Here is a 9,768-nt window from a genome sequence, read left to right on the forward strand (position 1 = left end):
GCCAGCGCCTACTGCCGCAATGGAGACCGGTCACGGCGGGCCGGTGAAGGCACCACCGCACGGATCCGGTTCGGCCCGTCGACCAAGTCGCCGCAATGGAGACCGGCCACGGCGGGCCGGTGAAGGGACATCATTCCACGATCACCTCAATCTCTAGCGAACTGCCGCAATGGAGACCGGCCACGGCGGGCCGGTGAAGGGCTCGGGCGGAGAGGGCGGGACGGGAGGGGCGCCAGCCGGCCGCAATGTAGACCGGCCACGGCGGGCCGGTGAAGGCCAATGGTGGTCGGTCCGTCGTCGTCCTGGACGAGGGAGCCGCAATGTAGACCGGCCACGGCGGGCCGGTGAAGGCCGGGCTACTTTCGGGTAACTTGGGGGTGCCCAAACGGCGCCGCAATGTAGACCGGCCACGGCGGGCCGGTGAAGGTCTGTTCTCGGACGGCGTGGACGCGGTGGTCGCGTACGCGCCGCAATGTAGACCGGCCACGGCGGGCCGGTGAAGGGGCTCGCGAACAGCGAAGACTTCCACTCGTCGACGAGTTTCATATCGAGCACGTGTCCGTATTGCGCGTTCCATGCGCCTACGGCGGTTCGGAACCTCTCGCTTGCGCTGTGCGTGCTTGGGGTTCCTAGATCGATTGAAGTCCGGTGGTCGGGCTGGCCCATGGTTTGTGGAGTTGTCAAGGTTCGGATCGCGGGCGAACGAGTATGTCTTGCTACGCGGTGAGGTTGACCGGTATGGGCACGAGGACGCCGGCGGACTTGCGCCCTTCGATGGGGCGTCGTTGGGCGGCGGCGACGGCGAAGACTCCGAGCGCTTTGGCCTTTTCACCCGGCATCGTGATGTGGTTGCCGTCGCTGGTTGGTGCGAGGTCGGGGTGCTCGATGAGGGTGGTGATGGCGGCGAGATTGAGGGGCTGTCGCCAGAGCGGCCAGAGCATGATGCGTCGTCGGTTGGGAAGTCGTCGCCAGAGGGTGGCGGTAGCGGTGGTTCCGTCTCCGGCGAGTCGCAGTAGCGGTAAGGCCATGATGGCGAGCCAGGTGGCTCCCGGTACGCCTCGTTCTGATCCGGGTTCGCCGCGTGGGTGGTCTGCGGTGCTGTGGAGTACTCGATGGTCGAGGTATTCGCCGGTGAAGCCGGTGATGCGTCGCCATGCGGTGAGTGCGTCCAGCAGGTGTTCTGGTCGGGCGCGGATGTGGGCGGCGGATGCTCCGAAGAAGGATCGGACGGTTTGCTGGCCAGCGGGGGCGGAGTACGGGGTGAGCGCGACTCGTCCTCGGTCGTCATGGCCGAGGTCGGTGATGAGGCAGGACAGCCATTGCACGGCGTCGTCGCCGAGTTCGGTGACCGCGTCATGGAGTGTGGGGTAGTCGTCGCGAGCGACTCGCATCGGGTCGGATCCCTTGGTGCCTGTTTTGGGTAGCGGGAAGGCGGCGGGGAGGCCGGGGATGACGGTGTCGTCGGTCATGGTGGCGGCGATCGCGGCGAGGTCGTCGGCGACGTGCCGGCAGGTGTGGTAGGGGCCGTGGAGAGTGGCCTGGCCGGTGGTGTCGTCAAAGCTAAGGCGTACGTCAGCGGTGGTGTGGGTGGCGAGTAGCCGAAGCAGCCCGAGTGCGGCGAGAAAACCGAGGGGGTCGCGTCCGTCGAGTGCGGATAGCGGTAGGCGGTGGGTCACGGCGTGTCCTCGATGGCTTCGTTGCGGGCGGAGCACCAGATGTCCGCGAGCCGGACGATGGTTTCCAGCAGTGCGAGGCCCCATCGTCCGTAGGTGGCGTTGAGGTCGATGAAGCGACTCGGCTGCTGCCAGTCGATGGTGTCGGCGGTGTCGAAGGTGCCCACGTCATCGATGGTGACCTTTGTGGGTGCCGGATCGATGATGGGCGGCAGGAGCGGGCGGGCGTGTCCGTGGTGGCTGGCGACGAGGTGGATGACCAGCTCGGGGTGGACGCGAGGGTCGTTGGTTGACCGTGCGGCGACGATGACGGCTGACAGCGCCTCGTGGCGCATGCCGTTCGTGTAGCCGCTGGCTTTCCGTGCGCGGGCGAAGGCTGCCCGGTCGCTGGGGTCGAGGCCGGATTTCGCCAGCGGTTCGTCGGCGATCTCGGCGGCGGCGCGGTCGCCGCCCCAGAGCATGGTCTGGAAGCGGGGGTCGCGTTTGCCCTCGTCGTGCCAGCGGGCTGCGGCTGCGATGCTTTGGATCACAGTGGTCGGTAGGTTGAGTCGTTCGGCGAACTGGCGAGCGCGGGCGGCGACGGCTGCCTGATGCGGCGTGAGGCGGATGCGTTGTCCGGCACTCGACGATCCCGCGGCGGTGTCGTCGTCGCCGAGTCTGCCGATCTGGGCGGCGATGAGTCCGAGGTAGGGCCGGAAGCCTGTGCTCACGGGAGTTCGTCGGGTCACTCGGGGGTGCGCGCCGAGGAGCGCGGTGAGGACGTCGCGCAGCGGACCGCCCGGTGCGGTGTCCCGCATGGTCTTCAGGGTCGGCAGGTACGGTTCGGCGACAGGCCGGGCCGTATGAGCGTCCGCCGCTGCCTGGTCAACCAGTCGTTGGGCGAGGCCGGCAAACTGTTCGCCCCAGCGTCGGGTTGCCTGCACGAGGGTGGGACCTAGTCGCAGGACGGGCCGTCCGCGTCGCAGCGCGAGGTCGGCGACATCGAGCACAGGGTCTGTCGATGCCGGATGCCATCCGTACGGGTCGCAGCCCCCCACGTCAGTGGGTAGGACGATGGTGTCGCCGGGACAGATCTGCCAGGGTGCCGCGAGCGTGGCGTCGCCTCGCCCGCGATACCTCAGCACCAACGGAATCCGGGCTGGCTGTCGGCTGTTGGTATCGGTCGGCCCGGTCGGGATGGTGGTCGGGTTGTCCAGGTCGCTGGCGCTGTGGTCAGTGCCGGACTCCAGCAGCCATCGGCGTACGGCGGTTGCGGGTAGTTCCAGAGTTTCCTCAGCGACCGGGGGTACTTCGTCGATCAGTTCTGCCCAGGTGTCGGGGTTGCCGAGGCCGTGGCGCCAGACCACTGATATCGGCGGTTGGTTGTCGGTGATTCCGTGCAGGAACGGTTCGATCGGTTGGTCGGGTTCGGGGGCCGGCGCGGTGCGGGCCCAGGTGTCGAGGTGATGGCGCTGGAGTACCGGAATGTACGGGGTGATCCCGCGCATCGCGGCGTGCTCGTCGTCAGTGAGGGTCGCGGTGAGGCGACGCAGAGCAGTTGGTGCGGCATCGAGCCAGTGGGCCGCTCTGGTGGGGTCGAGTTGCTGCGCGTACCGGACCGGTTCGACGATGTCAGCCAACCATTGCCAGGTGGCGAGCCGCGCTGGCCCGTAAACCGGATCGTCCTCGCCGGTCGCGGTGGGGTGCACGACGACGGCGACGCCGTGCGGGTGGCGGCTGCGGGCGACCCGGTTGAGTCGGCCGAGCCGCTGCACCAGTGAAGCGAGCGGTGCGCTTTCCGTAATCAGGGCGTCGAGGTCGATGTTGGCGCCGACCTCGATGGTCTGGGTGGCTACGACGATCAGTGGCTGCTGCTGGTCACGATCACGGTCGACACGGAGACGCGGGTAGTAGGCGGCCAGCAAGCAGTCCCGGTCGATCGGGCGGCTGCGCCCGGTGAGCAGGACGGCGTCGTGCTGGTCGCGGAGTAGCTCGAAAACGGCCCGGGCGCGGGCCACCGTGTTGGTGACGACACCGACCACTCGACCCTCGGCGAGCCGCTCGGCCAGGGCCGCCATGGCGGCGGACACGACCGAATCCTCGGACTTCTTCGTGGTCTTGACCTCAACCAGGTGCAGGCGCTTGGCGGCGGTCAGCCGCTCGCCGGCGATCTCGTGCTGTTCGTCGTCCTCGCTGATGCGATGTATGCGATCACCAACGGCGGTTTGCTCGGTGGTCCGCCGCGGCGGGCTGGTGGCGGACATCGTCACCACGACAGGGCGGCGTGCCACCGAAGTGGCGTCGAGGTCGAACGCGGCTTGCGCGGTGTTCACGAACGCCTGGGCCAGGTGCGCCTCGTCGATGACGATCAGGCTGTCCGTGCCGACCAGTGCGGCGTCGATGGAACGGGCCCGCTCGCTGACACCGTAGCCTCGAAACAGGAGCCTGCTGCCGATCTGGTCGACCGTGCCGGTCACGATCGCATACCGGTCCGGGCGTTCGAGCCAGGTCCGTTCCCAGGTGACTCCGCCGCGCATGCGGGTCACGTCCAACGTGACGTCGTCGTCGGAGGCACGCAGCTGCTGCGCCACCAGGCGGGTGGTGTCACCGGTCGGCCGGTCGAGGGCTGCGGCGATGCGACGGGCGTGCTCGTACGCCTCATCAACGATGAGGCGCCGGTCCACGACGTAGAAGATCCGCCGACGCGCACCGTCCACGCCGAGAGCGGCCGCGAAGACCGCCACGTCCAGGATCGAAGTCTTACCCAGCCCGGTCGGCACGTCGACGCCGTCTGGCCACCCCCGTTCGACGACGCGCCGGAGCAGGGCCAGCTGCCAAGGAAACGGCTGCCGACGGGCCTGGGACGGGTCCCCGCCGCTGTGTACCTCGCCGAAGAAGTCGGCGAACTGGTCAACGGTCAACATGCTCGACCTCCGGGACGAACAGCCCGCTGCCCAGGTAGCGCAGGGCTCCGGCGATCACCGGTCCGCGGACCGGCTGCGCGAACTCGATCCGGCAGTGCAACATGGGTTTCCGGGCCCACCGCGGCACGCTGCCCGGCCGGGGTGCGCGCATCGCCCCACGCACGACCGGTTCGACCAGCGTCTCCACCTTGGCCGGCGCCGGGTAACCCGCCGTCTGCAGCGAGCCAGCGATCACGTCGGCGAGGTCGTGACGGCGGTTGGGGTACCGGTCGAGCATCAGCGGAGTGACCGTCACCCAGCTGCGCGCACCGTCCGGTGCCAACCACCGTCCGGGGTCCAATCCGCGAAGCTCCACGGGCGGATACTGCAACTCCAGCCGCTGCCCGCGCCTGCTGCGCAGCAGCGACATCGGATCGGCCGCATCCGCGCCCAGCAGGCCACGCAGCAGGGCACGACGGTCCGCGTCCGGCAGCTGCCGTGGCACCGCGACCCCGGCCCCGAGCAGATGCCCGTCGGCGTGCCGGTGACCGACATCCAACAGACCGAGGTATGCCACATGCGGCCGGCCGTCCGCACCGTGCCCGCTCACCTGCACCGGCAGTGGATCAGCAACCCGGCTGAGCACCGCGCGACGCAGACCGTCCGTCACCGACAGCAGGTCATCACCACGCACCGGCACCGCCGGTCGGCGCAGCCCCCAGATCAACAGATCCGCGTACGGCCCGTCGACGACCCCGGCCGCCGGCGCGTCCGTCGTCTCGGACTCAGCAGCGTACGCGATCGCGGGTGCGGTGACATGCCACGCGGGCACACCATCCGCGTACGCCTGCTCCAAGGCGTCCAGATACCCGGCATACGGCACCCGCAGCGGCACACTCGCCACACGGCCCAACGGCACCGGTGCAAACCTGACCCACTCCGGCCGAGATGGCACCGCTGCGGCGACCACCGTCACCTCAGCCGAGGACGTGCTCCGACCGACGTACGGCACTTGGGAGGCGAGACGAACAAGCCGCGCCAGCGTCGCGTCATCCGGCTCTGCCGGCCACAGCACCGCGAACGTGTCGCACCCTGGTAACACGCCGGACCGCTGCCGCAGTCCACTGCCCCGACCTGGCCATGTCTGGCTGCCCCGGCCACCGGTAGCGTTCAACACCACATACCCGGAGGTACGCGTCGTGGCCACCTCGGCAGTCGCCCACACCTCGGGCAACCCCGCCGTCTCCAGCCACCGCAACGCCTCCCGATCCGCCTCCGAATCCACTGAAGCGACCAGCGCACAGAACAACCGCGCCGGATGCGGCGGCCACTCCGGCGCAGCCGAGTCGATGCCTGCAGCGTCGTACCGTCCCTCTCGCAGCCGAACCTGGATCGCGAAGGCCACCGCCTACTCCTCGGCGTCCGCGACGGCCTGGGTACGCGCGTACACCATCGCCTCGCGCAGCTGCCGGATCGGCGTCACCGCCACCACGTCGTCGGCCATCGGCACACCCGCAGCCGCCGCCCGCTGCCGCAGAGCGAGAAAAGCGGTGATCGCATCAGCTACCGACACCTCGATCGGCTCCAGCTCACCGCCGGCAACCTCAAAAGCCACCGTCTCGGAGATCCGCGTCAGATCACAACCCGAACGCAACGACACCGACGGCCGCCCGAACGCCAACCGGTCTCCCACCAGCGCCAACGCCGCAAGCGCGGCCCTGGCCAACCCGGCAGCCTCTGCCGAGGCCTCCCCGAACCGCAGCCGCTCCAGACTCGCGAACGACACCCACGCGCGCCGACGTACCTCCCGGACCGTCACCCCCCCATGCGCGGGGTTCGGTGCGATATGGCCATGCCCGATCTCACTCAGCCGACCGCCCTTGGCCTTCTGCCCCTCCGGGACAAACCGCCAGTCCGCCTCGGCCTTCGCCTTGTCGTCAACCGCACCGGTGAGATTCATCGGGTCGAACCGCCCGCTACGCCGATCACCGACGATCGGATCCAAGCCGTACATCATCGACTGGTACAGCCGCGCGAAACGCGGCCACCGCCCCTTACGGTGCGAATCCCACGCCCCGAACAGCAGCGAGTACGGCTCACGCGCGTACAACGGACGTACGTCAAGCACGGTGGTCGACCGCAGCGACTTACCGACCGGACTGTCGTCAAAGCGGACCCCGTCCACCTCGCTGTCCCGCAGGTACGCATCCGCGTACCGGTGCGGAAACTGCAGCGACGTCAACCGAACACCGTCGACCACCATCTCAAAGATCGGCACCGACAGCCGCCCACCGTCGCGGGCCGCAAGCAGCGCCTCCTCCACCCGGTTGGCCTGACTCGGCACCTGGTCGACCACCACGGTGAGCATCCGCTCACCATCGATCCAGCGCTCCTCCAACAGGTACGGCGAGCCACCCCGTTCCGGCGGCGGAAAAGTCGGCGGCATCACCTTTCCACCAACCCCTCCCACCGGCTGATACACCGCCTCGACGACCAGCCCGCTCTCGCGACGCTGCTCCCCCACCGCAGCAACCAGCCGATCTACCAACTCGACACTCGCCATGATCGCCTCCAGCCACTTCACTAGTCCGCGAAACAGATACCAGAGAGCTACGACAGTCCAACAAAGAGTGAACCGGCTGGCGCAACGGAGTTACCCGGAAGCACCAGCCGGCCCTCGACGGTGCGGCATGACAGCTAGCCACGGCTGACACCTGGCGAACTCACTGCCCCAATGGAGCGCACCGTCAGTCTTCTGCGGCTTGGGCTAACGCGGACGCCGTCGATCCTTCCGGACCGACGACCCACTACCGTCACCGCCGCCATGGGCAACCCAGAGCGCGACAACAACCCGCCGTGGCAGACCATACTCGCGTGCCACGAAGGTGGGCGGACAGCCCTGGCGCAGCCTGCGTACCACCTGACGTTCGATCGACCGAGGTACGCGCATGTCGAATCTCTACTTTCAACTCGATGATCAGCGATGTGCGCGCTCAGGGAGCGTAGCATCACTGAGCGTTAACACACCAGATCTGATGCGAAGGTTCAGATGGCTGGCCTCTAGCTAATTCACTGAAGTGCCCTCGTCCGGATGCCGATCGAACTCATCCGCGTACCCCATCACGCCCCAGCTTCCGGCCGGATCCCAGCGACGACGAACGCCCGTCAGCGAGTTCAAACTCAGCGGGTCGGTGAAGGCACCGGCTGCAGCGTCCCGTCAAAGCCAGCCTTCCGGCCGCCGCGATGGAGACCGACCTCAACGGGTCGGTGAAGGTTCATGCAGGTCGACCTGTTCCGGGCGCTGGTGGCGGCACCGCAATGGAGACCGACCCCAGCGGATCGGTAAAGGTACGGCGACCACATGGCCGCTGCCGTCGTGGCGTTCGAGCCGCAATGGAGACCGACCTCAGTGGGTCGGCAAAGGTTGACCTGGTTCAGCGTCGCTTCGCCGCCGTCGAGCGTGCCGCGATGGAGACCGACCTCAACGGGTCGGTGAAGGTCACCTGGCGGCACATCGGGATTCGCTGACCCTCAGCAGGCCGCAATGGAGACCGACCTCAGCGGGTCGGTGAAGGCGGCAGTCGCCGAGGCCCGCGAGGCCGGGAAGGTGCCGGTGCCGCAATGGAGACCGACCTCAGCGGGTCGGTGAAGGCACAGGCCGGACATTCGCGTCAGCCGATCATCAGCCGGCCGCAATGGAGACCGACCTCAGCGGGTCGGTGAAGGTGCCGGTCCTTGAGGGTCAGCGTCGTTGCCAGGGCAACGCCGCAATGGAGACCGACCTCAGCGGGTCGGTGAAGGGTCGCCCAACCCCACCCCGGCCCCCAAGCCGCCGGCCAGGCCGCAATGGAGACCGACCTCAGCGGGTCGGTGAAGGCAGCCATGCGACCGCCAGCAGCCCGGCCGCGTCGCCACGCAAGCCGCAATGGAGACCGACCTCAGCGGGTCGGTGAAGGTCTGCGTCGGAAATGCTGTCGTCGCCACTAATCGGCGGCCGCAATGGAGACCGACCTCAGCGGGTCGGTGAAGGGCCGTTGGCGTCAAACAGCCCTACATCTCGATGATCGAGCCGCAATGGAGACCGACCTCAGCGGGTCGGTGAAGGCACGGTGGCGTAGATGGCGTCCACGACGTCGGTTGCTCGGCCGCAATGGAGACCGACCTCAGCGGGTCGGTGAAGGTTGCACCCTGCCAGTCGCCGGACGGGTGAACAACGCGCCGCAATGGAGACCGACCTCAGCGGGTCGGTGAAGGTGGTGGCCGGACGCACAGGTGAGGCGGCATCCGACGCCGCAATGGAGACCGACCTCAGCGGGTCGGTGAAGGACTTGTCGGCTGCGCTTGCCCGCGCCGTCAACGACACGCCGCAATGGAGACCGACCTCAGCGGGTCGGTGAAGGTGAGCAGCCCCAGGAGCCCGCGTGAGCGCCCAGGATGCCGCAATGGAGACCGACCTCAGCGGGTCGGTGAAGGTCACCGCGGCTGTTGAGCGTCCCCACCGCGGTCTACCGCCGCAATGGAGACCGACCTCAGCGGGTCGGTGAAGGCCAGGTAACCACCCCGGTAACCACCCCGGCCGCAATGGAGACCGACCTCAGCGGGTCGGTGAAGGCCTGGGCCGATTCCGTCTCGCTCGGGTGCACCCCGGCGCCGCAATGGAGACCGACCTCAGCGGGTCGGTGAAGGCGACGAACGCGGCGAGCAGCCAGCCCGCGACGAACCAGAGCCGCAATGGAGACCGACCTCAGCGGGTCGGTGAAGGGTCTGGCCCGTCGCTCACGGGCCTAGCCGTACGCTGCCAGCCGCAATGGAGACCGACCTCAGCGGGTCGGTGAAGGCTGCTCGATCACGTTGAGGTGCTGTCTCCGGCGCAGGTGCCGCAATGGAGACCGACCTCAGCGGGTCGGTGAAGGCAGATGTGGTCGAACGCTCCGCTCTTGGCCCCGGCGAGGCCGCAATGGAGACCGACCTCAGCGGGTCGGTGAAGGTCACCACCTGGTCGCCATCGGCGGGACGTCGAGGAGCAGGCCGCAATGGAGACCGACCTCAGCGGGTCGGTGAAGGCGCGTAGCCTCGCGCGTTCGGTGGCCGCGTACGCCATGCCGCAATGGAGACCGACCTCAGCGGGTCGGTGAAGGCGCGTAGCCTCGCGCGTTCGGTGGCCGCGTACGCCATGCCGCAATGGAGACCGACCTCAGCGGGTCGGTGAAGGC

General features: G+C 68.3%; 4 protein-coding genes and 1 CRISPR repeat array. All 4 genes read right to left on the minus strand.

Annotated elements, in window-relative coordinates:
- Positions 1 to 716: 716 nt before the first annotated feature.
- From E0H26_RS28080 to cas7g, 4 genes are read right to left on the minus strand one after another with little or no spacing between them, the layout of a single operon-like run.
- Entirely contained in the window at positions 717 to 1,676 is a 960-nt protein-coding gene (locus E0H26_RS28080; RefSeq protein WP_131309350.1) for a type I-G CRISPR-associated protein, Cas3-extension family, read from the minus strand.
- Positions 1,673 to 4,576 carry a type I-G CRISPR-associated helicase/endonuclease Cas3g gene (gene cas3g, locus E0H26_RS28085; protein WP_131309352.1) on the minus strand — a complete coding sequence of 968 codons (2,904 nt, stop codon included), beginning with the start codon at positions 4,574 to 4,576 and terminating at the stop codon, positions 1,673 to 1,675. The genes E0H26_RS28080 and cas3g overlap by 4 nt, the downstream gene beginning before the upstream one ends.
- On the minus strand, positions 4,563 to 5,960 hold the full coding sequence (gene csb2, locus E0H26_RS28090; RefSeq protein ID WP_131309354.1) for a type I-G CRISPR-associated protein Csb2: 1,398 nt from the start codon (positions 5,958 to 5,960) through the stop codon (positions 4,563 to 4,565). The genes cas3g and csb2 overlap by 14 nt, the downstream gene beginning before the upstream one ends.
- 3 nt (positions 5,961 to 5,963) lie before the next feature.
- Positions 5,964 to 7,118 (minus strand): type I-G CRISPR-associated RAMP protein Csb1/Cas7g, encoded by a 1,155-nt coding sequence (cas7g, locus tag E0H26_RS28095; RefSeq protein ID WP_131309356.1) that lies wholly within the window; start codon positions 7,116 to 7,118, stop codon positions 5,964 to 5,966.
- Between the two features lie 674 nt (positions 7,119 to 7,792).
- Positions 7,793 to 9,767: a CRISPR direct-repeat array (repeat unit 37 nt; unit sequence GCCGCAATGGAGACCGACCTCAGCGGGTCGGTGAAGG).
- Position 9,768 lies beyond the last annotated feature (1 nt).

The organism is Micromonospora zingiberis (assembly GCF_004331455.1).
In the GTDB taxonomy this organism is placed as follows: domain Bacteria; phylum Actinomycetota; class Actinomycetes; order Mycobacteriales; family Micromonosporaceae; genus Micromonospora; species Micromonospora zingiberis.

Coding starts and splice junctions, on each gene's coding strand:
- cas7g (WP_131309356.1), bottom strand. CDS start 7,118: ATGGCGAGTGTCGAGTTGGTAGATCGGCTGGTTGCTGCGGTGGGGGAG.
- cas3g (WP_131309352.1), bottom strand. CDS start 4,576: ATGTTGACCGTTGACCAGTTCGCCGACTTCTTCGGCGAGGTACACAGC.